Consider the following 23,895-nt stretch of genomic DNA (forward strand, 5'->3'; position numbering starts at 1 on the left):
TTTAAGTTCCTAACTTCTGAAGTTGATATTTGTTCAAATAATGTTGAACCATCTGCTCAACACTATAATGGTTTTTAACTAAGTCAAATGCAGCATTAATCTTTTGTTCAATTCTTTCATTTAGCTCGACTAATTCCAGCAATTGATTCGAAAACTCTTCCTTATTTTCCGATTCAATAAGCCAGGCTTCTTTTTCTGAAATAAACTGAGAAATCCCACCAACATCTGTACAAATAACAGGGGTTTTATTAGCCATTGCCTCGAGTATAGTCATAGGCATTGCTTCATAAACAGAAGACAATAAAAATACATCAGATTCATTTAAAATATCTGTAATATTGTCTCTATACCCAAGTAATTTAATCGACTGAGTCAAACCTAAGCGCTTTATATGGCTTTCAAGTTGGTGATAAATAGGGCCATCACCAACAATATTCAAAACATTATTTGAAAAATTCTCATCTTTATTAATTGCTTCACCAAATGCCTCAATCATTAATTGTTGATTTTTTATTCTATCTAATCTGCCAACAGTTACATAAGTATTAAATTTCTTATTGATTTTTTTCGGTTTTAGTGGGATATCAACACCATTAAAAATCAATGTAACCTTCCGATTATTTATCTTAAGGGAATTACAGACCCATTCATATAAATCATATGAAACAACGATATATTCGGTTATGAAGTTGGCTACAAACCTACGAAACAGATTATGTAGTTGGTTTTTACCTTGAGGATGGTCTCCACCACGTCCATGATCACTATGTACTCTTACAGGTACTCCGGCTAATTTAGCGGTCAAATGATATTCAATAGTACCAAAGTTATAAGTATTTATTGCTTTCGGTCGTAATTCTTTGAGCAATTTATATAACTTTTTATGACTGATTAGATCATTACCTGCTCTTTTATCCAAAATAATCACTTTTACAGGTAAAGGGATTTGCTCTCTCATAGTAACATCACCTGTTAATGAAACGATAATGTGCTCAACGTCATATTGAGTAGAATATGTGATTAAATTAGCAATAACTTTTTCCAACCCACCGCAGCCAAAGCTATAGACAATATGTACAATACGATTACTCATTTATGCTATCTAACCCTGTGGTTTATTGAATATACTTTACAATAATGCTCTATCGCAACACAATACAGTAAATCATTATCACTATAGAACTTTTCACCAAAGCCAGTATGTTAACTTAACGGATTGATAAATTGAATTCAAAATACAAACAATCACTTAAAAATAGTATTCAAATTAACACACAGCAAATTTTTCAGGATGATTTTCTTAGCCTTAAAAAAACATGGATGAAAATTGAAAAGCGTGCAAAACCATCATTTTTCTTAAGTTGGAAATGGATCGGAAGCTGGTTAAATATAATCAGTAAAAACAAAACTGTCATACTCGTTACCGCACAACAAAATAACACTATAGTTGGTCTCGGTATTTTTGTTGAAAAACTGACCACCAGACATTGCATCTTAAAAAGTAAACAATGGTATCTTCATCGTACTGGTGACGAAAAAGAAGATCAAATTTGGATTGAAAATAATGACTTCCTAATACAAAAAAAAGATAAAACACTTATAAAAAATGTAATGTGGGAACATTTAGTATCTAAACAAAATCAAGTAGACGAATTTATTGTCAATGTTTCAAAAAAAAGCGAATTTAAAGAACTACCTTCATTTTCTAATTACCAATGTATCAAAGAAAATCGAGATATTGGCTATAAAGTCACACTAAATAAAGATCTTACTACAGAGCAATATTTAAATAGCCTTTCAAAAAATACAAGACAACAATTTAGACGGAGTATAAAAGAATTAGAAAGTATAGGAGAGATAAAATTTGATGTAATTCAAGAAAAAGAACAACAGTTAAAGGTGCTTGAAAAAACTCAATTTTGGCATATAAATAAATGGAAAAATACAAAAACCCCAAGTGGTTTTGAAAACCACTTTTTTACGACTTTTCATTCTCTTTGCATTCAAGAAGAACATCCAAATGCTAAAACATATTTAACAACACTTTCCCTCAACAAGGAAATAATAGGCTGTCTATATTTACTTCAACAACAAAATTGTTTTTATTTTTATCTGAGCAATTTAAAACCTATTATTGATAATAAAATTAAACTGGGAATTACATTACATATTCTAATGATAAATTGGATAATTGAGAAATCGTCGGAGACGGCTTATTATGACTTTCTTGCTGGTGATTCACGATATAAAAAGTCTTTATCAACCTCTAAAGATGAATATTTTAAATTAACATTACAACGAAGTGCTATTAAGTTTAAAATTGAAAAAATAATAAACAGAATATACAAACTTTTTTTCAAATAAATGCCCAAGTATTAATATTTATTGAACACCCCAAATTATTGTTAATTTAATACATGGCATGGTTTTACAGAACAGAAAGAGAACCTAAAGCTAAACCTCCTTTTGAAACATTTCATTATTTTGCTTTTCAACCTCACGGACTTGCGGTTCAAATATAAAACAGATAGCTATAACAATCGAAAACTTTCAGGAAAAACTTTAGGCTAAATAGTAATATCTAGCCTAAGGTAAATTTTTAACCAAAAATGGCCCTAGTGTATTGGCAATTGGCAAGGGCAGTTTTTTCCACATTTTAATGGCTAAATCAAATTTAGCATTGCTCGGGGACAAATTAGGTAGCTCGGCACCCCCAGGCACCCAATGATACCAATAACATTGTTGCGGCTCTGACTTCCATTGCTTCTTAAAGCGATAGGTGCCTTCATCTATTGTTGAACGACCAAAATCAAACTCTGTGCAACCTCTTTCAATTGAATATGACAATATTTGCCAATACAAGTACATATTCACAGATATACGATTAGCATAACTTAACGTGCTAGCCCAAGGTATTTCCATTCGCTCTTTATAGCTAATTAAAAAACCTGCCGAGACTGGCTTACCCTGCCAGTAAACAATACAAATAGAACAATTAGTTTTAAACGTTTCTAAAATATTGACAAAAAAAGCCTTTCCATATACTGGCGTACCTAAATCTCGCATATTTTCACAAAACACTTGATAGAAATCATCAAGCAATTCAGCGTTACCTATTTTATGACTAACCCCTTCCTTTATAGGTCGTTTAATTTGTGAACGCCTCTTAGAGCCAATCAATTTACCAAGTGCTTCCGCTGTTTCAGGTAGTTGTAATATCATATTTACCTTACTGGTAGAGACTGGCAATACGTTATCAGTACGCTCTACTGACTCCCTATACTGAATATGACTAACATTTAATAATGCTGCTTGGGTTTGTAAATGCTCATTCAGTTTATTGACTATATTATTATCATCTGCAAGAGCACCGCCATAATTAAAAAAAGGCATGCTCACAACAAAATTACCAAACAACTGACTCTTTAAATTAACGCTAGGTAAAATACCACAAATTTCACCGTTTTCATTCATTGCATAATAATACAAACATAAATGCCCAAAAGTTTTTTCAATAAGCGGCTTCCATGCAGATAAATGATAAACTGATGCTGATTCATGCTGATTAACATAATCATCCCAACGAAGAAAATCATCTGGTGTAATGGAATGGACAGTAATATTCAATTTTATAAACCTCTAAATTTGTTATTATTTTTATAACAGTGTATCGGAATTAATGCTGCTAGAAAAAACACAAACTATTCTCTTATTCCGACTAGACTTATAGAGCTAATAAGTTGCTTAAGCTCTGAAATTTTAGGTATAAATGGATAAGCTTGCAGTTTCGCATTCTCACGACTGATATACCAAGGGTTTTTCTTACTAAATTCATCAGGATATAAAAAATCCCCAACCATAGTATTATCAACTATTTGAACGGTGTTTGCTTGCTTATAAACAATAATGACATTTGCTTTTTCTCTATCTAACAAAAAAAGATTATTCGTGATTTTTATTCGGTTAACCGCAAATACATTTTTTTTATCTTCTAAACCGTAAGCAATTAACTGACTGTTTGAGCTATTATTACCTTGCTGTAAAATGCTGTTTTGTATTATCAATTCACCATAATTAGCAACATCTATTAACCTACTGTCTTTTGCATCCATTGAAGCCAAAACACTATTTTTTACAACGGTTTTTCTGGACCGCGATTTCAAGCCACTGCCTTCTTTTCCTGTAGCTAATACTTGAGAATAATTAAATATAAACTCGCCCACATTAGCATAAATCGCATGCGCGTAGCCTCTGCCACTAGCTTTTCCTCCTAAGTTTTCAAACTTAGAAAATTCTACATGTAAAAAACCATCGTAATTATGACTTGTCATTATTCCTGACTGACTATCATGAGCATATAAATCACGGACGGTTAAATTAACCCCTTCAAAACGAATACAAGCGCCATTTAAGTCCTTAACATAGATATTTCGACATTCAATACTCTCAACTAAAACATTTTTCCCTGAAAGTACGAGCGCCGCCTTTCCATCAACAGCGGCATCATCAAAAATAACATTTTCCTCTCCAATAATTTCAATATTATTGGCTGAAATGTAAAGACCTTCAGTATATACCCCTGATTTTAAATAAATTTTACTGCCATCTTTAATCGCTAATTTTGCTTCTTGTAAAGAAAAGAATTCATTACCATCAACAAAAACATGTTCTGCAACACAATGATGAGCACTAGCAAAAAAACAAATTACAAAAGTAAGAAACCTCATTAACAACCTGCCTTATTTTAAACAATAAATTAATTTTGATCTCATCTAACTACATTAATAAAGTTAGCTATACCTTTGATTGCCTGTTCAATTTCATTTTCTGTATTATATAACCAAAATGATAACCTTATAGAAGCAGGTAAATGGTAAAAATCATGTAAAGGCTGTGCACAATGGAACCCTGAACGTAAACAAATACCATATCTGTCACTTAATCCACGAGTAATAATATGAGGAGAAATTCCTGGTACTGTTAAACTAAAAGGCCCTTGCTGCATTTTAGCGCCTCCAATAATATTTACCAAAGGTAAGTTATCTGACAAGCATATACGAGTAAAATCAGATAATGCTGTAAAATGTGCTTCAACCTTATCCATTCCTAGTTCCAATAAAAATATTAATGCTGCCTGCAAACCAATAACGCTTTCTATTGCAGGAGTACCCGCCTCAAATTTCCAAGGTGCATTTTTAGCTTCAATAACATGTTGAGTGACACTTTCAACCGTTGCCCCTCCAAGCAACCAATAATCCATTTCCTCTAGCAACTCGGCTTTACCAAATAATACGCCGACACCTGAAGGAGCCCCTAATTTGTGGCCACTAAATGCTAAAAAATCACATCCAATTTCCGCTACATCAATTTGGGTGTGAGGTGCTGACTGCGCTGCATCAATCATTACTTTTGCACCAAAAGCATGCGACATATCAACGAGTTTTTTTAGGTCAATCATATAGCCCGTTATATTCGATGCATGTGCAAGACTAACTAATGCCACATCTCCTTTTGATAATTCCTGCTCTAGTTCAAGCCAATTAATATCGCCATTACTTTCAAGACTTAAGCGATGTATATTGTGAGATTGCCAAGGTAAGTAATTTGAGTGGTGCTCACCAACACTAGAAATTATTCTCCCATTACCTAAAAACGCCTTGGCAACTAAGTTTAATGCTTCAGTTGTGTTCCTTAAAAATACAATCTCATTTGGCTCAGCACCAATAAACGCGGAGGTAATCTCTCGGGTGGTTTCATATAACTCGGTTGCTTCATCACCTAAATAGTGTACTGAGCGATGAATGTTAGCTGTTCTGTTGGTTAAAACATCTGTTACGGCATCTATCACACATTGTGGTTTTAGTGCTGTTGCTGCACTGTCTAAATAAATAAGAGGCAGTCCTGTAGGTGTATTTCGCTCTAAAATAGGAAACTGAGCCCTTATATCTTTAATATCTGCTAAGTTCATCTACGCGGCCCTTTTGATAGTTTTAACAGATAAAAACTTTCCGCTTTGCTCTGGCATAATGAATTCATTAATTTTGATACTAGGTGCTTTTGACAGTTCAAGTAAAGATCGTAGGCTTTCTGTTAGTTCTGTGGTATCAAAGTCATTCAAGTAGACAATAGATACTTTAAATATCTTGGCTGTTATTTGCTCTAATTTAAAGTTAATCACATCAGAAAATTGCAAAAAAACATCCTGTATTTCTATAGGCGTTATACATTTACCAGAAGGTAACTCAATGCATTCTTGCTTTCTTCCTAGTATTTTTATTTTACTCGGAAAACCAGTATCTTCGTCATATTTTATAACTTCAGCAATATCACCAATTTCGTATCTTATAATTGGCATTGCAAAATTGTTTAAATCCGTTACAACTACCTTGCCGAGAGTATCCAACTGCACAGCTTCACCAAGCTCATTAAGCACCTCCAAACAAACCATGTCAGCATAAACGTCAATTGTTTGAGGGTCAGAAATAGCACAACCTATTGACCCTACTTCACCTGTACCATACACATTGGTATATTTTGCCTGAAAAGCATGGGTGATAGTTTTGATTAGTTCCTTCCCAGCTAAACCACCATAAGGTAAAAGTGTTTGTACATTAGGAAATGTCAGCTGTCGCTGCTCTGCTCGCTTAGCTAACCATAAAAGAAAGTGTGGTAAAGCTCTAATTATATGAATCTTATCATCTATAATCTTATCTAAATATGTGTCGAGCTGCTCGCACATTTTTTCCCATGGTGCAGAATCAATAGGCATTAGCACTTCACGTTTAAGCATAATTTGACGCTCAAACCTCCCTCGTAAATCTGACAATGTTGTTTGAGTGAATAAGCAATTATTTTTCAATGCCCACATAACGAATTTAACAATAGATTCAGGGCCTTGATCTGCAAAACCACAAACAACATTACAGGCACTTGGAGGAATATCTACAGACTTATAACCTAAGGCTGAGCCTGTCGCTAACTTAAGGTTTAAATGCTCTGCAGCCCTTAAAAAATCTCGCTTCTCAAAATCAACAATAACGGTCATTCTTCCTGTAGTTCCAGCGGACGATAAGTATTGCCAATCGCCTGTATGTTGTTTAACTGTTATTTGATCAGGAAAACCTTGAGTATAAGTGTTTTTTTGAGTGACAGGGGTGGTTTTGAGTAATTGAAAAGCAGTCTTACCTTCGTCGTTAGGTAATTGACTTGACCAAAAAAGTGTATTATTACGTGCATTTAGTAAGATTTGTTTTAACTTACATTCAACTTTATCCTTGTTTGAATTTAGCAAATTGTAATACATAGTTTTGTACATGCTCCAAAACTGCGTTTTGGAGCATTTTTCAAAAGTTGGGATAAAAATATTAGCTAAAAAAAAATTTAACATGTGATACATCCATTTATTTTTCTAATATTCAAAGTTGACTTCCATATACTGTTTTATTTGTCATAAATAACCAAAATGTCAGCTGAGTATCAAATTACCACTGTGTATATAAAACTACAACAGGGACGTTAACAACATCACCATCAACGATAAATACCATAATAATCTTATTTGTTCACAGCAATTGTAAATAATATTTGATAGATTAAACTGGAAGCCAATAAATATTAGAATTGCCAACATTTAAACAGGAAGTTACCTCACCTATGTTAAATTTTCTTTTGTCGATAATATATTGGCGAACTCGAATTAAACTCAAAGAAAACCCTTTAGCTATTCTTTATTTTCATCATGTATTCGAACATAACAATGAATACCACCCAGACGACATCATTGCCGATGAATTTGATCGAAAAATAAAATTTTTAAATAAACATTTCAATATTTTGACCATGTCAGAAGCAATGGAAAAGCTAGAAGCAAAGCAGCTCCCTCCAAAAGCGTTAGTGATTACCTTCGATGATGGTTACCAAGATAACTTTACCATTGCCGCTCCAATACTCAAAAAGCATAACTGTCCGAGCACTTTTTTTATTTCTACTAGCGGTGTTGATAAAGGTTATTTATGGAATGATGAAGTTGAGCAATTGATTTCAAACACATCCGTTAAAAAAATATCAGCCAAAATCATTGGGGAACAAATTCTAATTGAAAATCAGGATGACAAAATAAATGCATTTCAACAATTACTCAGTAAATTAAAATTCTTAAGTCATAATGAAAGAACAATTCAAATAAAACGGCTAAAAGATGAATTAGGTGATGTTGAATTTCAACGCACAATGATGACACATGAGCAAATAAAGCAACTGCATCAAGATGGCTTCACAATAGGCGCACATACACATAGTCATACTATTTTAACAACAGAAACTATTGATATATGCCGTGAAGAGTTATTGAAAAACAAAAATAGCTTAGAAGCTACCATAAACGACTCCATCAAATATATCGCATTCCCAAATGGCTTATTTGAAAGAGATTACCAACAAAAACACTATGGCATAGCTAAAGAAATGAACTTTCAAGCAGGCTTTTCAACCAATGATGGTGGTGCAATTTCGTTAACAAATACTTATACTATCCCGCGATTTATGCCTTATAGAAAGCAACTTTCCTTATTTGCTTTATCCATTGCTAAAATAGCAGGTGAACATGTCTAAAACAATTTTGATGGTAGCGTTTGAGTTTCCGCCCAGCAATGGTGCTTCTGTACCCAGAATAGCAAGCTTTTATCGTTATTTAAAAGCATGGGGATGGAATGTTATTGTTTTAACAGCAAAACCTCATGCATATGTAAATAAAGATAATACTTACCAGGACAATGCTGATGATTTGATCTATAGAACAACTGCTTTAGATGTTCAACGTCAACTATCATTTAAAGGAAAATACCTTGAAATAATGGCGACGCCAGATAGATGGGGATTAACCTGGATACCATCAGCCATTTCAAAAGGAAAAAAACTCGTAGCAGAATACAAGCCTGATATTATTTGGTCTTCTTCACCTATTCCTAGCGCCCATTATATTGCTAACAACTTGTCGAATAAATTTAATATTCCGTGGGTGGCTGATTATCGCGACCCCTATCATTATATGAATGGTAGTGCGGGTAAATGGTTAGATTATTTTCATAAACGGATTGATCAAAACACACTAACCAATGCTAACCATCTAACTTTTGCAACATCTGCCGTTAGAGACTTGTATGAACATACTTATAACAAGCTTATTAGCGAAAAAAACACTGTTATTGAAAATGGTTATGATGAAGTTAATTTCAAAAAACTTGACACATTAACAGATAAAACAACACCTTTTGACCATAAAAAATTCACGTTATATTACAGTGGCGTTTTATACCCTAATGGTCGCGACCCAGTACCTATTTTTGAAGCAATATCAAAATTAAAAACTCAAGGTGATATTACAGAAAATAATTTTGAATTAATTTTTCAAGGGGCAGGAAATGGCGACGAATTTAAAAGCAACATCAGCCAACTTAATATAGAAAAAATGGTTAAGTTTATTAACCCCGTACCGTTTTTGAACGCTTTAAACAACATGATGAATGCCGATGCCTTACTGTTAATTCAAGATAAACGCTTTAACAAACAAATACCGGGGAAAATATATGAATACTTGAGAACTAATAAGCCATTATTAGTCAAGGCAGATGCCGATGGAGAAACCTGTAAATTAGCAGCCCAGTTTCAAAATGTTCAAGTGGGGAATACGCCAGAAAAGATACAAGCTTCTATATTAACTTTACTACAAAAAAACAATGCCACCTTCCAAAGAAACCTTGATGACTACAATAGGGAAGGAAAAGCTCAAGCATTACAGAGTATTCTACTAGAACAAATTAATTAGTAGGCGGTCTCAAATAATAATCAATTATTTTAATATTACTTGTGGGTGCATCATGGCCATCTCCTTTGTTATATGGCCAATTTGTACCAATATGCTCTCCCTTTACAGATACATCTTTTACAGCAAAAAATACCTTGATGTAGTTTTGAACAATATCGCTGGGCAATTCAAATCTTGTCCATACATTTGAATTCCAACCATTTGGTCGCCGAATTAAATGTTCAGCATTTTCTCCTACATACTTAGCGCCATTATAAAACAAGGGTTTTATAACTGATGCTTGCGAAAAGTTTGCATTGGTAATTGGGGATGTTGACCATCTAATTTCAAAGGTTGAATTATTATCATCATTGTAGGTTTGATGAGATTGATCATGAAACCCTATTTCCCACACATTATTTTCAGGCCAATAACCAACCCAAAGAGAAGAAATGGACTCTTCATTCTGAAGAGGTTCCGCCATATCCGTTGAACTATAAAATTTAAGTTCATCTACCCTAAAATTTGTCTTCTGGCTATTTTGATTTCTTATTTCGAAATAGAATCGGCTCAACTGCTCGAAATAATTTTTATTATATTTATCCTTGGTTGGATTATTAGTTAATGTTCTGGTTTTTCCTCGAATATGTTGAGGGTATTGATCTAACAAAACATGAACCCAAGCACCTGGACTAATCCCAAGGTAATGATAATAATGTTGATTTCCTGGTCCCTCGTAAGGGCAACCATCACCTGTTCCATATGATGGCTCTTCAGTATCCCAACATAAATAAGTACCTATATGGAAGTTAGTACCAATGCTTTCTTTACCCCCATCATCATTTAATGGGTTCATTCCTTCCGCTTTTAGGTAAAAACTCATTCGATCTGTTTTAGCATGAGTGATAGCACGTTCAGATAATGGTTTACCGTCATACCACATCCACCACGTACTTCGATGATCCGTACTATCTTCGGTTTCAAAAACTTGCAAACTACCACCAGAATTGGTTGAGGGGCTACGATCTGTAATATCAATTAATGCAGAATTTTGTTTTCCATAATCACCTTTATTAAACGAACGGCCCCCCCACCCCCACTTATATTGTTCTCCACCACCAAGAGGGCCTTCGTCATTAAGTAACCAGCCGGGATTACCATAAGCAATATCGTCATGCCATGTCCAACCGGCTAAATGTTGATCAGAGCCATCATTCCAATTCAATAATGTGTTAAATTCACTTACGATAGCTATGTCATTGTCATATTTAGGAAGTACATCAATAGTAAACTTTTTACTACTTGCTGTGCCGTCGGTACTATTAGCTTCAATTTCAATTTCATGATTTAAAGCCTCCTGCATATTAATTAGGTTACCATCGACAACAGTAACCACACCAGAGTCATTATCAATATTAAAACGCCCTTCGCCATCGTTTAGTAGTTTATAGGCAACACTATCTTTAACATCTACTGCGTTTGCAGTAATACCAACTTCTACTCCGTTATTTTCACGCTCTATCACTTCATTGGGTAATGTATTAATGTCAGTTATTTCACTAATTGCTACTTTTTCAGTTATAACATCAATAGTAAATTCTTTTGACTTTTCCAAGCCACTTTCACTCACTGCCTTGACATTAATAATATGGCTAGAAAACAAATTTGCGTTGAGCATAAGGTAATCAGCTACTTGAACAATTCCTGTTGTTTCATCTACACTAAATCGACCTTCTGCAGAATCTTGCATTTGATAAGTAACCGGGCCTGCCGTGTCTGCTGCATAAACAGTAATACCTACCGCTACGTTATTTTCCATTATTAAATCGCTTATTTGGTTAGGCGACGAATCTTGGTCAACAACCTCACTTAATAAACCAATATTTGGCGTATCATTATTTACCGTTTCAGTGGTGTTTTCACTGCCGCAGGCTTGTAAAAACACACATAATGCTAAACATGTAGTCTTTAAGGTGATATTACTATTTGGCATGGGATAATCTTTCATTTACTTAATCACTGTATTTAGTTTAGTACATTTCATGACTTCTTTAGCGCACCAATCCCAAGTATATTTTTCAAACGATAACGCCTGTTTTTTACGATCATGATCGCTAGCTAACAAATCAATAAGCCGATTGGTTATTTCACTTTGATTTTCATTCTCAACATAAAAACCGAGGTTCTCTTCACTATTCATGATTTCAGGCACACTACCCACATTTGTTGCTACTGCCGGTGTACCACAAGCCAATGCTTCAGTGAGCACATTAGGGCTTCCCTCTCCCCTGCTAGATAAACAAAACACGTCAGCCGCGTTATACCAAGTAATTAACTCACTATTGGCAACAGCACCAACAAAAACCACATGCTTTTGTAATTTATGTTGTTCAATAAACTGATTAAGCTCCTTTCGGTAATCTCCTTCTGGCCCTTGAGAGCCTAATATATAAAACTTTGTTTGTTCTAAACCGGCAGTTGCAATAATTTTTTCTAAGCCTTGAATGACTAAATCAAAACCTTTGCGATGGATAAGAGCACCAACGCCAAGAATTATTTTTTCATGCAATGGGAGATTTAACTTTCCTCGGCATTCATTTTGCTCTAGGTGATAAAACTTATCCGTATCAACACCATTTCTTATTACGACAGTTTTACTTGCAGTATTGGCCAATTCATTTGACTTTCTAGCCATTTCTTCACTAAGGGAAATAACCTTATCCACTTTTTTAAGATAGTGGCTAACAATGTGCTTACGTAAACCAGAGTCTTGAAGATGAAATGCTTCCATGCCACGTAAAGTAACATGAAAAGGTATATTAAATTTTTTCGACAGCCATGCGCCGGTGGGTAAATCAGGAAAGGTCCAATGTAAGTCAATTAAATCGAAATCAGCAGCAGATAACGTGTTAACAACTGACCATACAGCACGTCGGTAACTAATGACTTCTATTGATTTTATATGCCCTGGAATTGAAAAAAATCGCGGATGATAAACATGAACTCCATGAAGTTCTTCTTCTAATGGAATGTTTTGTAAGCCCTTAAACTTATCAATATGCTTATGCAGTGGCGAGTCAGCGATAGGATTAATTACTGTAATATCCGCATAATTACTCATTGCCTTTAAACGGTTTAACACAAAAATACCGTGATTAGGCTGCTGGCTATTTGGGAATAAATAGCTAATCGCTAATATTTTTAATTTAGTAGGCATTTATTCTCTCGGAGAAATTAAGGCATTAAAAGGCTTTGGTATTAAATTATTTTCTATTAATTGCTTACCAAGCTGCCAAGAAGATTGTATTTCAATATGACTAGAATCGAAGTATATAGGTTTCCCACCTTTGTATGGGCTACAATTTTTTTCACATATTACTGAATTAAAATCAACATATTCGACATTATCTATTGATTTAGAAAAATTTAATAACCTAGTGTTTATAGCATCAATTTCTAATTTATAGCTTTGCTTCAAGTTAAAGCAATCCCTCCATGGATAGGTAATACTCTTTGCTAAACAATGACGATCAAAGTCTTTATAAACTGGTGCCTTACCAATGAGTATCACTTGATGGTTATTTTTAACAAGAGAGTTTACCGTTTGTTCAAAATCATCCATAAAGCCAGGCGATTTTCTCGCGTAAGAATCATAAGCAGCCGATATGAATATCGTTTGATACTGTTTAAGTTGAGATCTTACTAAGTCAACAGAAGCTCGGCAATCATCATACCGCTCTACTTTTACGTATGGCTTAACGTCATTAAATATAGGAGGGCATGCAGCATGTGAAACATTTCTAAATGACCATTTTTGCTCTTTCGCTATACTTCCTAATATTCCGATGTAATGAGCGGCATTAGAGTCACCCCACAATAATATATTCGTTTTTTTGTCACTACTTCCAACAACACAGTCAGAATTTGAAAAATGCTTCTCTTCTATACGCCAATATTGGCAGATATAGTCGTAACGGTTTGTTGTTTTTGCTTCGTTTGTTAAACTTTTTAGTGTCATTTAGTATTGTTCATTAATGCTACGGATACCTATGCCATTTGTTTTAATAACTAAAGTCGACAGCAAGATAATAACAGCAGAGGGTATTATAAACTGCTTAACGGTTAGCTGTGTAAATGTGACGTTTACATACCTGAAACGCTCTTCCACATACTTCCAATTTAACCATGAGAGTATTAAAATACATACAAGCAATACCATTGAAACAATGGGGGTTGGTTCCCCATAGCCATAGCGGTAAAACGCTAAAAGTGGCCAGTGTACCAAATATGCTGAATAAGACACCTTACCCAACCACAATATTGGTTTGGCGGTTAAGCAATTAGACAAAACAGATGATTGATTAAATCCAGACCAAATAAATAAAGCAGCTGACATTGTAGGAATTAAGTACAGCCAACCTGGAAAGATCATATCAGGCGTAATGACAATACTAGATGCAATAATACAAATAGTCGCAACGATAAAAAGCACATTATTATTTTTAGGTTTATTGATTATATTAAAATGCAGTAATGCAGCTAAAAGAGCGCCAACTAAAAGTTCACCTGCCCTTGTGGGCAGCATGTAATAAACAAAAGAATGGTGATCTTTTAATAAAAATTGAGCGATAGTCGCAGAAGTAATAATCGTCATAACTAAAAGACTAATAAGCGCGAATTTATTTAGTCTAGGCATTAATAACAGAACAATAAGCGGCCAAAAAATATAGAATTGCTCTTCTACACCTAATGACCAGTAATGCAGCAGTGGAGTTGTATAGCTACCTGCCGCAAAGTAACTAGTATCCTGAAATTTCCAGAAATATACATTTGAAAGGGAAAATGTAGACCAAATGCCAGAGTCAGCTACTTTTTTAGCATCTTCGGGTAAAAATAGAAATTGCGCTAATAGAATAGTAATAAAAATAACAGAAAAAGCGGCTGGCAATATACGTTTTATTCGCCTTACATAAAATTCCTTAATTGAAAATGTATTACCTGAAACTGATTTGAATAGCTGGCTAGAAATTAAGAAACCAGAAATAACAAAAAATATATCCACACCAACAAAACCACCTGGCAAATAGTCATGGTTTATATGAAAGAGAATAACGGTAAATACAGCGATGGCTCTTAACGAATCAATATGTGAATAGTAACTACTATTTTTTTTACTCATGGTGTTAATCAGTATTTTTCCGTAACCACTCTTCAAGTACCACTAGCTGCCACAATGTTTTATGGTGATCATACTTATCATTGTTATGTTCTTGAATAAGCTGTTCAATACGTGCTTTTTTAAAGAACTGATGCAGTTTTGTTTCATCAGATAATAATAAGTTTTCCGCATAACTTCTTAATTCATTTTGAAACATTAGTTTTAATGGCGTTGGAAAACCCATTTTCTTACGATAAATAATATCGTTAGGTAAAATACCTTCCATCATTTTCTTTAATGGATATTTGCCTTCACCTTTTTTTATTTTATGATGGCTTGGTATTGTTGCTGCAAATTCAACTAACCGATAATCTAAAAAGGGCACTCTAAGTTCAAGAGATGCTGCCATGCTCATGCGGTCAGCTTTAATTAATAAATCATCAACCAACCACGTTTTTGTATCAAAATAGAGCATTTTACTTAAGGTATCTTCACCTTTAGTTTTCTCAAAAAGGCTTTTGGTATAATCACGGCTAGATACTTGTTTGTCTTGCTCTATTTCTGCTTTAATCTTGTTCTTAAACTCTGGTTTGTATAATGCCTCTTTTTGATAGTCTGGGTAGGTAGACATGCCTTTATAGCGTTGCTCGATAGGTAACGTTGCCATAGTTAAATACTTAGACACTTTATGACTTTCACCCAATAGTTTATTTGAAACACCCGCAAAAAAGTTACTACCACTTTGGCCAACTACCGAACGATATTTATCAAGTACATTCATGTATTGATATAAATCATAACCGGCAAATATTTCATCTGAACCTTCACCAGATAAAGCAACCGTTACTTTTTCTTTCGCTAACTTTGAAACGAAAAACAAAGAAATAGCCGCGGCTTCGGTTACGGGCTCATCCATCAATGAAATATACTCAGGAATAAATGCTTTAAATTGCGCGGGGGTGATTTTTATTTCGTGATGATCTGTTTTAAATTTATCGGCAATAATTTGTGCATAGGGCGTTTCGTCAAACCCTTTACCAAAATCATAACCAATCGAAAATGTTTTAAGGGGTTCTTCTACTCTCTCGGCAAGTAAACCTACCACGGCACTTGAATCAATACCACCACTTAAAAAAATACCCAACGGCACGTCACTGCGTAACCTTAAATCGATAGCGCTATCTAATAATTTTTTACTTTCCTTAACGTAATAATCAAAACCTTTGTCTTCATTATTAGAAAACGTTAAATCCCAATATTGAGTTACCTGTAACTGGTTATCTTTGAAGACGGCATAATGGCCAGGCATTAAACGTTTAATTCCCTTATGCAAGGTATTTTCACCAGGAATATAACCAAAGCTCATATAACTATCGATTAGTTGCAAATTGAGTGCAGGCTTTTTATCTAACCCTGCCAAAATTGCTTTTGTTTCAGAAGCAAAAATAAATTCATCGTCATTTTGAAAGTAATAAAGCGGTTTTACACCAAGACGATCACGTGCCAAAAATAATTCTTGTTTATTGCCATCCCAAATAGCAATAGCAAACATGCCATTAAAAAACTTTAAACAATCATGGCCGTATTCTATATAAGCCTTAAGCACCACTTCAGTGTCAGAGCCAGTTTCAAATGTATGCCCTTTTTTTTCCAACTCAGCACGAATTTCAAGATAGTTATAAACTTCGCCATTGTATGAAATAACACAATTGTGAGCCGCTTCTACTCTAGGCTGATGCCCTGCGGGTGTTGGGTCAAGAATACTTAACCGTAAGTGCGCTAAGCCTATTTTTTCAGCATCATCAAACCACAAACCATTACTATCTGGCCCCCTATAAGGCATGGTATCGCGCATGGTTTTAAAACGACTTTGGTCGATTGTCCCGTTAACATTAATTTTTCCTAAAATGCCGCACATGATTTCTCAATTTCCTTTAAACGAGGCTAACTTCAATAATTGTTTTTTACAAATTCTATTCGTTGTGTTTTCTACGTACCTATTAATAATTAATGCGATACTAATACTGACCAAAGTAGCGATGATTACCGATATAATAATTGAATGAGAGTATTTATAAACTGATTCGATAATGACATATCCCACTTCTTGGTGGATCAAATAAAGCGAGTATGATATCGCTCCTAATTTTATAAAAATTCGATTTTTTAAAAATTCGATTTTTTAAAAATTCCAACTTATTATTTATGAATAAATAAAACAATAAAAAATACAAAGAAACTAAAGAAGATGAGGTAAAATTAACTCTATTAATTTCAAATAGACACATTAACCATTGAAATAGTAATAGCAGATATATAAAGCAATATGATGCCATTTGATTTAGGTTATTATCATCTTTTCTATATTCCCACATTTTATAAAAAACAATTCCAGCCCAAAATAAATGCAAATGAGGAAATAGTAGCAAGTATTGCAACTTTACATGCATCGGGTATATAAAATTAGTTATCATAAAGACTACAAAAACCAGAAAGGTTAATAGTAATGGCTTTATAGTAATTTTTCCTGATTTACCAAACATAATGGCTATTATGAAATAAAAAAATAATTCATACATTAATGTCCAATATGAACCATCAATGGGTTCTCGCCAAAAAAACTGAGGAGCCATTGTTAAATTAAAGAGAAACTGATCGAAATCAAAAAAACTATTCTCACGAGAAAAATATAGTACCAAGCTAGTAAAGGCTAAACAAAACCAATAAGTAGGAAACAATCTAGAAAAACGTGATATGGCAAACTCAGTAACATTTCGCCCCTTCTCTAGTGTTAATGAAATAACAAAACCACTAATAATAAAAAACAACTCAACACCATAACGCCCTATACTGATCTCTAGCCATTCAGGTGGATATTTTGTAACCCCATATCCATATTTAATACCATAGACAATGATAAAGTGATGTAACACGACTCCTAGTGCAGCTAAACCTCTTAAACTGTCAAGTACAGATAGCCTTGTAGTAACCTTATTATTTTGATGCGTCATCTATAATAATTTCGAAATAGTATTTAAAATTGATTCGGTTCTTTTTTTCCAAGTATTATTTTGTGCTACATCTTTGCGCTGTTGAACATTTTCAGCAGTATCATTATCCTTTAATAATTGATTGATTTCGGTTTTCCATTCTTCTACCCCATCCTTGATTGCTATTACATTTTTAAACTCAAATGCACTATCAATTGGGGAGCAAATAATTGGCTTACCTATAGTTAAATACTCATGTAATTTCAGAGGATATCCAGCATTTGCAAAAGAATTCGGATCTGTTCGATAAGGAATAATATTTATATCCATAGCATTCATATAACTAGGTACATCGGCTAACTGTTGATTCCCTAAAAAGTACACATTTGGGAGAGCTTTGAGTTTCGCCATATCTTCATTTTGAAAGCTATCTATTGTTCCTTCAGAACCAACAACATAAAAATCACAGTGACTTAACAACTTAAACAACTGATATAAAAGTGAAATATCAATCTTTGCATTAATTGAACCTGTATAACCCACTTTAGATCGATTGTTTTTAAAATTAATACCTTTTACTTTATTATTTACTTTACTGAACAATGAAAAATCTACACCATTTGGAACAAAACAAACATTGTTAGGGCAGTGAAAACGTTCTATATAGTTTTTTTGAAGAAGCTTAGATGTAGTAAACATTACATTGGACTTTTTCAATAAAAGCTCCTCTCCTTCTTTAGCAACGCTATCTGAATACAAACTGTTAAAATCATCGTATGGGTGATAGACAAGAAAATCGTGAGGGATATCATTGATATATTCACCATAAATAGGGTTAAAAACATATAAAATGGTGCGACAATTTGGGTCAATACGGTGTTTAAGTTTTTTTATAAATATTTTTTTTACCAAATAATCCCAGAACCTGAGTTTAGTAATACGTAATAAATATTTAGGAAATTCTATGTTGAATACATTATTAACTTTTTTGTCCTCACCAAAAAAGGGGGCTGCTTCATATCGAGTTAATTTTCTATCCCAATGTTTAAAAGGACCATTTGAATAAATTACATTGTGATCTTCACCTATTATTGAGAACAAATGCTGTCTATTCATCCAGACACCTTTCCACCTGTTTGGTGCAAGAACAATAAAATTATATTTTTCCAATTTGTTCCCCTTTAAATAACTTTTAACTTGCTGAGAATCTGCATTTCTATTCCTTGAGGTTTTCCTGCTGCCCACCACAATAATAATATGCTAATAAAGTACCCTACAACCCCCATAAAAATCAGTAACATCAAATTTAGTATACCCACCTCAATGATAAAAAATGTTTTAGTTATCCATATCACCATACTCATGATTAACGAGGATAAAATTGGTCTATATAACACCGCAAGTATACTTCTATAAGAAATATTGATTTCGAATTTCAACCATGTAAATGAAATGAAAAAATTAATTACTGCACTGCAAAGTAAAGCTAATGCTGGGCTGGATATATTATCAAATGATATAACTCCAAATAACATCACTAACAAAACAATAATTCTTATTCCAGAAATTGCCGTTGTTATTTTAGGTTTACCTATGGCCATAAAAATATAACCATTATTTGATGACAATGAGGTAATAAATGCCGCTAGAGATAACAGTTGAATTACCTCGATCGCTCCCATCCATTTCACACCTAAAACAACAGGAACAAAAAAATCGGCAACACTATAAAGACCTAACGAAGTAGGTAATGCCAATAGAGTGATCATTGAGCATGTGTTGTAAAATAAGCGCCTTAACTCTTTAAAATCATTTTTTGCTCTCGAATACGCAGGGTAAGACGCTTTGTTTATTGGTGCGCCTATTTCTGATACAGGCAAGGTAGCCATTTCTTGGCTGATAGAATACAAACCAGCGGCTTTAGTTGATATCATTTTTCCAACAATTAAATCAATACTCTTATTATTCACGTAATAAAAAATATTATTTAGCATTAGCCATTTAGAAAATTTGAATAATTCTTTTCCACCTGTTATGGATAAGGATGGACGGTAGGGCTTCATTATATAGCTTTGAATTACGTTAAAAAGAGAAAGTATCAACATACCGTAAACTAACGCTAAATAACTTCTTAAAGACCATGCTAAATAAAGCGTAACAAAAAAACTAAAAAGTTTAGGTGCCAGTTGTAATATTAATTCTTTTTTAAATTCCATATCTCTCTGGAAATCAACTACTTTAATATTAATCAATGCATTACATAAAAATAGTAACGCAACCCATCTAAAAACCTCTATCAATCTGGTGTCATCAAAAAATTCAGATAAATATGGAGCCATCAAGAACATTAGGCTTGATGCAATTATACCGAAGCCTAAATTAATCGTAAAAGTGGTATCGTAGTCTGATTTTTTGGGGGCAGTTTTCTGGATGATTGCTGCATTAAAGCCAAACAGCCCAAATAGTTCTATAAATGAATAGATTGACATAACAATTGCAATCACACCAAAATCTTCAGGGGTAAGTAACCTGACCAATATAAGAGAACTAATAATTCCCAGGCTTTTTACTGATAACCGTGTAATTAGCATTAAAACTGCACTACTGGTTAGCTTGGATTCTAAATTTGGCATTTTATAAGACTTATAACTAAAGTTTCAAAAAACTCATACACGATTCAAATTTCGCAATAAGCATGTATGTTTACTTTCGTCCATTGCTAACTAGATTTTATGAGTAATCATAAGTACTGGCTATTATCGCAGCTTCTGTTTTGCTTATAACTAAGCCATTTATTATGATGGTATTATCTTGTTCGAAGTCTTTAATTATTAAGCCCTCAATGTACTCTGGTGAACACCTTGCATCGACCCCATTATTGCATAAAAATGTCGAGGCTAAAGTTAATTCATTTTGTTTCCAATAAATACTAATTTGTTCAAAATCACTTATTCTAAGGTTTTCGTCATTTAGCAAACCTAATAAATTAGCGTTACAAGATGAAGAAGTAACTGCAAGACAACCAAGCGCAGATAGAAATTTCCGTCTATTAAACTCTACCATTTTGCTTTTCCTCTTTTAGTTTTTTAGCTAAACGTAACGTTAAGGCAACAATTGTTAATGTTGGTGGTACATGGCCGCCAGTTGGGAACACTGAACAACCTGCAATATAAAAGTTATTTGTACCAAATACTTTTTGGTCTGAATCAACAACCCCCTGTTCCGGTGAATTAGCCATTCTTGTTGTTCCCATATGATGATGACCAAAACCGATTTGATCGCTAAACATTCGTGAAGATTGTTCTCTTAATAATCGAACTCGTCCTAGTGACATCATGCCTGTATCTTTAGCAAACAGTTCTAATGATTTCCATAATCTTGTGCGATCTTCATTTTTTAATTCCCATTCTATTTCCAGCTTAGCAATACCAAATTTATCTTTAGCATTACCCAGTTTTATACGGTTATTTCTATGAGGTGTTTGTTCCATCATTAATGGTATTTGGTAACCAGCAAAATCATTAGCGCTATCAAAAATTTTTGCATCGAAAGACTTTCTAGCGACAGCCTCCATCACCATATCTATGTCTAAAAAAAAGTTAGAAGCATGTTTGCCAAAATCATCTGGAAGCTCAAAATTGCTTAGTTTATCCTTTAAAATATGAAATGATGAAATACCATCAGACAATACATATTCACTTGCTCTATCTAAGGGTAACCTTAAGTTAGTGGTTTCATGGTCTGTCAGTGCAGATTCTTTCAATTGAAAAAAAGCCAATATGAAACGCTGCTTTTCTTGTAGAGATAAGTGTTCAAAACTTTCATCTTTGCTATATAAATTAGCCGCTCGTAACGTTGGGTGATCCATAAAATAACGACCAACATTATCAAATTGATTGCCTAATTTATTTTCATATTTTTGATTGAAGTGTAATAACATGCGCGCATTTTCTATTCCGCCAAAGCACATGATAAATTGTTTTGCTGAAACTTTATGCTCTATATTGGTGTAACTGTTAAAAGTAACTTGCTCAATATTCTTTGTTTGTTGTGAATATAATATATCGGTTACATTGGCATGCTTATAAATAGTCACATTCTTATGATTATTTATTTTATCTCCATGTATAGCATAAAATCTTGTAGGCGGTAATGACGCTTTAGCAATGCCTACTTCTGTAAAACGGCTATTTTTATAAGGGTTTTTTAGTGCTAATTTAGGTAGCCATAAATCTGTACTATAACCATCTGTTCCTGTTTGGCAATATACAGCCGCTTGCTCATAGAATGGTACAACTTCATCATATTTTATAGGCCAACCGCTATTTTCTATCCAATCACGCTTCTCAAAATCTATTCTGGCTAGCGGGGAAGTATTATTACTCCAGTGATTGCTTGCCCCGCCAAGGTACCTTAAACGTGAGTACATTGGGTTGGGGTAAATACCGTGCTCTTTAGCTGGGGCATACAATTCTTGAATATCTTGGCGGTATTCTTCACTACCTGACTCTAAAATTACAATATTGGCAAAATATTCTTTTAATTCATTTGCCAAAACAATGCCTGCTACACCACCGCCCATAATACAAATATCAGCCTCAATATTCTGCTGGGTATTAAAATCAGAACTATCAACTAACATTTTTTTCTTCCATATTTTTAAGTAACAAATGATAAAGTAAAGGTATAATTGAATATAACCAGATATCTATCTCATTAACTTTATGATTTGAAGCAAGGCCTGAAATCATAAAGCAGAGTAACCCTAGAGTAAATCCCGTAAGCAAAAGTTTTAGCTTCTCTCCCTCTTCTGTAAAAACTACCGTCTTTAATTTTCTTAATATTATTAATCGCTTAAGACAGAGGAATATAATCACCCCATACAAGACAGCACCCACTAGCCCATGATCGACCAACAGTCCCATAATAAAGTTATGCGATGCACGACGTGCTTCTCCATCACTTCCTTTTGATGAGTTTGTTCGATAAGTTGCATCAATATAAAATGGGCTTAATAAAAGTGTGCTTCGGTGACCATAGCCTAATATAGGGCTCTCTTTAAACATTTCTATTTGGGCGTTAATTATAACAAAACGTGATTGCGCACTTTTATCATTTAACTCACCAGATGAGTCTTGTTCAAGACTTGTAAATCTCTCTACAATTTGAGGCCCCAACAGCACAGAGAAAGAGATGGCCCCCAAGGTTACTAAAAAGAGAAATTGTTTTTTATATTTTGGTGGCATATAAAATAACGAAAAAATACCAGTAATGACTATCGCCACAATGGCTCCCCTGCTTTCAGTGAGCATGATGGTATTCAGATTTATTAAAATTAATGGTATTAAAAGTAATATTTTCCAACCTAATTTAAAAAACAATAGGTACGCAGAGAAAAATAGAACTACAGCCAAATGTTGCGCTAACTGATTTGCGGCTTCAATTCCAGGTCCGCCTATACCCTCTAGACGTCCACCTCCTGCACTGGTAGCTAAATAACCAAAATAGGCACAGCCTAGTAAATTAGCAATAATAAAACCCACAGCATCTTTGCTTTTTTTTATGCTGTTTTGGATTAAAAAAATAAGAATTAAAAATTTAATAACCAACATTACATATATCATATGAACATCTATATTTAATGCCCATACGCATTGAGCTATGACAAATATTGTAAAAAATAAAAACAGCTTGGTTTCTTTAAATTTAAACCAAATTAAATCTTTCTTATCTGTTTTTATAAAAATAGCTAATAAAGTCACAAGTGCTGCAACAAACGACCAACGAAATTCAGGAAGAGAGTATCCCCACCATCGTGAAACAGGGTGCGCATAAAAAGCAAACAAGTAAGCGTACAGCCCGAAAATTGGTCGTGATACAAAAGCTCTTAAAAGTAAAAAACAATATCCTCCCAAAAAAATTAAAAGGCTTAGAGACATGGTGTG

General features: G+C 33.8%; 19 protein-coding genes. 3 read left to right on the top strand and 16 right to left on the bottom strand.

Annotated features, from left to right (window positions below):
• Nucleotide 1: 1 nt before the first annotated feature.
• Entirely contained in the window at nt 2–1,093 is a 1,092-nt protein-coding gene (locus ABXH06_RS08170; RefSeq protein ID WP_353517891.1) for a glycosyltransferase, read from the bottom strand.
• Between the two features lie 131 nt (nt 1,094–1,224).
• Between ABXH06_RS08170 and ABXH06_RS08175 the strand changes: the two genes are divergently transcribed.
• The gene (locus ABXH06_RS08175; protein WP_353517892.1) at nt 1,225–2,364 is read left to right on the top strand and encodes a GNAT family N-acetyltransferase; all 1,140 of its coding nucleotides are present in this window, start codon (nt 1,225–1,227) and stop codon (nt 2,362–2,364) included.
• Between the two features lie 222 nt (nt 2,365–2,586).
• Here ABXH06_RS08175 and ABXH06_RS08180 read toward each other — a convergent pair whose 3' ends face one another.
• From ABXH06_RS08180 to ABXH06_RS08195, 4 genes are all read right to left on the bottom strand, one after another.
• Nucleotides 2,587–3,627: a FemAB family XrtA/PEP-CTERM system-associated protein gene (locus tag ABXH06_RS08180; RefSeq protein ID WP_353517893.1), complete on the bottom strand. Its 1,041-nt coding sequence runs from the start codon at nt 3,625–3,627 to the stop codon at nt 2,587–2,589.
• A gap of 74 nt (nt 3,628–3,701) precedes the next feature.
• The gene (locus tag ABXH06_RS08185; protein WP_353517894.1) at nt 3,702–4,727 is read right to left on the bottom strand and encodes a hypothetical protein; all 1,026 of its coding nucleotides are present in this window, start codon (nt 4,725–4,727) and stop codon (nt 3,702–3,704) included.
• 41 nt (nt 4,728–4,768) lie between these two features.
• Nucleotides 4,769–5,968, bottom strand: coding sequence for an aminotransferase class V-fold PLP-dependent enzyme (locus ABXH06_RS08190; protein ID WP_353517895.1), 1,200 nt, complete (start codon nt 5,966–5,968; stop codon nt 4,769–4,771).
• Nucleotides 5,969–7,387 (bottom strand): acyl-CoA synthetase family protein, encoded by a 1,419-nt coding sequence (locus ABXH06_RS08195; RefSeq protein WP_353517896.1) that lies wholly within the window; start codon nt 7,385–7,387, stop codon nt 5,969–5,971.
• A gap of 266 nt (nt 7,388–7,653) precedes the next feature.
• On the opposite strand from ABXH06_RS08195, the gene ABXH06_RS08200 reads away from it, so the two are divergent.
• A complete protein-coding gene (locus ABXH06_RS08200) occupies nt 7,654–8,610 on the top strand; it encodes a polysaccharide deacetylase family protein (protein ID WP_353517897.1) in 957 nt (318 codons plus the stop codon).
• Nucleotides 8,603–9,823: a glycosyltransferase gene (locus tag ABXH06_RS08205; protein ID WP_353517898.1), complete on the top strand. Its 1,221-nt coding sequence runs from the start codon at nt 8,603–8,605 to the stop codon at nt 9,821–9,823. The genes ABXH06_RS08200 and ABXH06_RS08205 overlap by 8 nt, the downstream gene beginning before the upstream one ends.
• Here the strand turns inward: ABXH06_RS08205 and ABXH06_RS08210 are convergent.
• From ABXH06_RS08210 to ABXH06_RS08260, 11 genes are all read right to left on the bottom strand, one after another.
• Nucleotides 9,816–11,795: a cadherin repeat domain-containing protein gene (locus ABXH06_RS08210; protein WP_353517899.1), complete on the bottom strand. Its 1,980-nt coding sequence runs from the start codon at nt 11,793–11,795 to the stop codon at nt 9,816–9,818. The two genes, ABXH06_RS08205 and ABXH06_RS08210, sit on opposite strands and share 8 nt — an antisense overlap.
• Before the next feature lie 15 nt (nt 11,796–11,810).
• Nucleotides 11,811–13,019: a glycosyltransferase gene (locus tag ABXH06_RS08215; RefSeq protein ID WP_353517900.1), complete on the bottom strand. Its 1,209-nt coding sequence runs from the start codon at nt 13,017–13,019 to the stop codon at nt 11,811–11,813.
• The gene (locus ABXH06_RS08220; RefSeq protein ID WP_353517901.1) at nt 13,020–13,820 is read right to left on the bottom strand and encodes an SGNH hydrolase domain-containing protein; all 801 of its coding nucleotides are present in this window, start codon (nt 13,818–13,820) and stop codon (nt 13,020–13,022) included. It lies immediately after the preceding gene.
• Nucleotides 13,821–14,981, bottom strand: a complete 1,161-nt coding sequence (locus tag ABXH06_RS08225) for an acyltransferase family protein (protein ID WP_353517902.1) — start codon at nt 14,979–14,981, stop codon at nt 13,821–13,823.
• Between the two features lie 4 nt (nt 14,982–14,985).
• Nucleotides 14,986–16,878, bottom strand: coding sequence for an asparagine synthase (glutamine-hydrolyzing) (gene asnB, locus ABXH06_RS08230; RefSeq protein WP_353517903.1), 1,893 nt, complete (start codon nt 16,876–16,878; stop codon nt 14,986–14,988).
• Nucleotides 16,879–17,032: 154 nt separating this feature from the next.
• Nucleotides 17,033–17,971: an acyltransferase family protein gene (locus ABXH06_RS08235; protein WP_353517904.1), complete on the bottom strand. Its 939-nt coding sequence runs from the start codon at nt 17,969–17,971 to the stop codon at nt 17,033–17,035.
• Nucleotides 17,972–19,120, bottom strand: coding sequence for a glycosyltransferase (locus ABXH06_RS08240; protein ID WP_353517905.1), 1,149 nt, complete (start codon nt 19,118–19,120; stop codon nt 17,972–17,974).
• An 11-nt stretch (nt 19,121–19,131) separates the two neighbouring features.
• Nucleotides 19,132–20,583 (bottom strand): lipopolysaccharide biosynthesis protein, encoded by a 1,452-nt coding sequence (locus tag ABXH06_RS08245; RefSeq protein WP_353517906.1) that lies wholly within the window; start codon nt 20,581–20,583, stop codon nt 19,132–19,134.
• 97 nt (nt 20,584–20,680) lie between these two features.
• Nucleotides 20,681–21,013: a hypothetical protein gene (locus ABXH06_RS08250; RefSeq protein WP_353517907.1), complete on the bottom strand. Its 333-nt coding sequence runs from the start codon at nt 21,011–21,013 to the stop codon at nt 20,681–20,683.
• A complete protein-coding gene (locus ABXH06_RS08255) occupies nt 21,000–22,592 on the bottom strand; it encodes a GMC oxidoreductase (protein WP_353517908.1) in 1,593 nt (530 codons plus the stop codon). Before ABXH06_RS08255 ends, ABXH06_RS08250 begins: the two co-directional genes overlap by 14 nt.
• Nucleotides 22,582–23,889, bottom strand: a complete 1,308-nt coding sequence (locus ABXH06_RS08260) for an O-antigen ligase family protein (protein ID WP_353517909.1) — start codon at nt 23,887–23,889, stop codon at nt 22,582–22,584. Before ABXH06_RS08260 ends, ABXH06_RS08255 begins: the two co-directional genes overlap by 11 nt.
• Nucleotides 23,890–23,895: the final 6 nt, after the last annotated feature.

The organism is Thalassotalea sp. SU-HH00458, assembly GCF_040362795.1.
Classification (GTDB): Bacteria; Pseudomonadota; Gammaproteobacteria; order Enterobacterales; family Alteromonadaceae; genus Thalassotalea_H; species Thalassotalea_H castellviae.

Excerpts from the sequence above, each read along its gene's own strand:
- ABXH06_RS08170 (WP_353517891.1), bottom strand. The coding sequence starts at position 1,093 with ATGAGTAATCGTATTGTACATATTGTCTATAGCTTTGGCTGCGGTGGG.
- ABXH06_RS08185 (WP_353517894.1), bottom strand. The coding sequence starts at position 4,727 with ATGAGGTTTCTTACTTTTGTAATTTGTTTTTTTGCTAGTGCTCATCAT.
- ABXH06_RS08190 (WP_353517895.1), bottom strand. The coding sequence starts at position 5,968 with ATGAACTTAGCAGATATTAAAGATATAAGGGCTCAGTTTCCTATTTTA.
- ABXH06_RS08195 (WP_353517896.1), bottom strand. The coding sequence starts at position 7,387 with ATGTTAAATTTTTTTTTAGCTAATATTTTTATCCCAACTTTTGAAAAA.
- ABXH06_RS08200 (WP_353517897.1), top strand. The coding sequence starts at position 7,654 with ATGTTAAATTTTCTTTTGTCGATAATATATTGGCGAACTCGAATTAAA.
- ABXH06_RS08205 (WP_353517898.1), top strand. The coding sequence starts at position 8,603 with ATGTCTAAAACAATTTTGATGGTAGCGTTTGAGTTTCCGCCCAGCAAT.
- ABXH06_RS08210 (WP_353517899.1), bottom strand. The coding sequence starts at position 11,795 with ATGCCAAATAGTAATATCACCTTAAAGACTACATGTTTAGCATTATGT.
- ABXH06_RS08215 (WP_353517900.1), bottom strand. The coding sequence starts at position 13,019 with ATGCCTACTAAATTAAAAATATTAGCGATTAGCTATTTATTCCCAAAT.
- ABXH06_RS08220 (WP_353517901.1), bottom strand. The coding sequence starts at position 13,820 with ATGACACTAAAAAGTTTAACAAACGAAGCAAAAACAACAAACCGTTAC.
- ABXH06_RS08225 (WP_353517902.1), bottom strand. The coding sequence starts at position 14,981 with ATGAGTAAAAAAAATAGTAGTTACTATTCACATATTGATTCGTTAAGA.
- asnB (WP_353517903.1), bottom strand. The coding sequence starts at position 16,878 with ATGTGCGGCATTTTAGGAAAAATTAATGTTAACGGGACAATCGACCAA.
- ABXH06_RS08235 (WP_353517904.1), bottom strand. The coding sequence starts at position 17,971 with ATGACGCATCAAAATAATAAGGTTACTACAAGGCTATCTGTACTTGAC.
- ABXH06_RS08245 (WP_353517906.1), bottom strand. The coding sequence starts at position 20,583 with ATGCCAAATTTAGAATCCAAGCTAACCAGTAGTGCAGTTTTAATGCTA.
- ABXH06_RS08250 (WP_353517907.1), bottom strand. The coding sequence starts at position 21,013 with ATGGTAGAGTTTAATAGACGGAAATTTCTATCTGCGCTTGGTTGTCTT.
- ABXH06_RS08255 (WP_353517908.1), bottom strand. The coding sequence starts at position 22,592 with ATGTTAGTTGATAGTTCTGATTTTAATACCCAGCAGAATATTGAGGCT.
- ABXH06_RS08260 (WP_353517909.1), bottom strand. The coding sequence starts at position 23,889 with ATGTCTCTAAGCCTTTTAATTTTTTTGGGAGGATATTGTTTTTTACTT.